General features: G+C 74.5%; 1 protein-coding gene. It reads left to right on the top strand.

Translation table 11 applies throughout. The features are described from left to right. The coding region (locus IE249_RS39570; protein WP_229859995.1) for a polyketide synthase dehydratase domain-containing protein at positions 1 to 931 on the top strand (931 nt) is incomplete at both ends.

The raw sequence follows: 931 nt of genomic DNA, 5'->3' as shown, positions 1-931 counted from the left end.
CCGCCGACCACCCGCTGCTGGGCGCCGCCGTCGAACTGCCCGAGACCGGCGCGGTCGTGCTCACCGGCCGGCTGTCCCTGCGCACCCACCCCTGGCTCGCCGACCACGCGGTCATGGGTACGGTCCTGCTGCCCGGCACCGCCTTCGTCGAACTGGCCCTCCACGCCGGCGACCAGGCCGGCTGCGACCGGATCGAGGAGCTTACCCTCGAAGCGCCCCTGGCCGTACCGGAGAACGGCGGAGTGCTGCTGCGCCTGTCGGTCGGCCCAGACGACGACGGCGACGGCCGCCGCACGCTGACCCTGCACTCGCGGCTGGAGAGCGCCACGGCGGACGACCCGTGGGTGCGGCACGCGACGGGTGTACTCGCCGAGGGTGCGCGGACCCCGTCCTTCGACCTGTCGGTGTGGCCGCCGGAGGGCGCGGAGCCCGTGGCGGCCGACGTCGCCGGTCTGTACGAGGGGCTGGCGGCTTCCGGCTTCGGCTACGGTCCGGTGTTCCGCGGACTGACTGCCGCGTGGCGTCTGGGCGATGACTTGTTCGCGGAGGTGTCTCTGCCCGAGGGCTCGGATGCGGACGCCGACACGGGCCGGTTCGTGGTGCATCCCGCGCTGCTGGATGCGGCGTTGCACGCGCTGGGGTTGCGTGAGGAGGGGAGCGACGGGCCGGGACGGCTTCCGTTCTCCTTCGCGGGCGTGAGCGCCTTGGCTTCGGGCGCGGACGCGCTCCGGGTGCGGCTGCGGCCCGTCGGTGCCTCCGAGGTGACGCTGGAGGCCGCTGACCGGTCGGGCGCACCCGTTGCCGTGGTCGAACGGCTCGCTCTGCGGGCGGTGTCGCCGGAGCAGTTGCGTGGCCCGGGTGGGGGTGCGGGCGAGTCTCTGTTCGGTGTGGAGTGGGTGCCGGTGGAGGTGGTGTCCGGGGCCGAGCCGGA

It is taken from the genome of Streptomyces anandii JCM 4720 (genome assembly GCF_014650655.1).
Classification (GTDB): domain Bacteria; phylum Actinomycetota; class Actinomycetes; order Streptomycetales; family Streptomycetaceae; genus Streptomyces; species Streptomyces anandii.
This window is presented reverse-complemented; position numbering and strand designations above follow the sequence as displayed.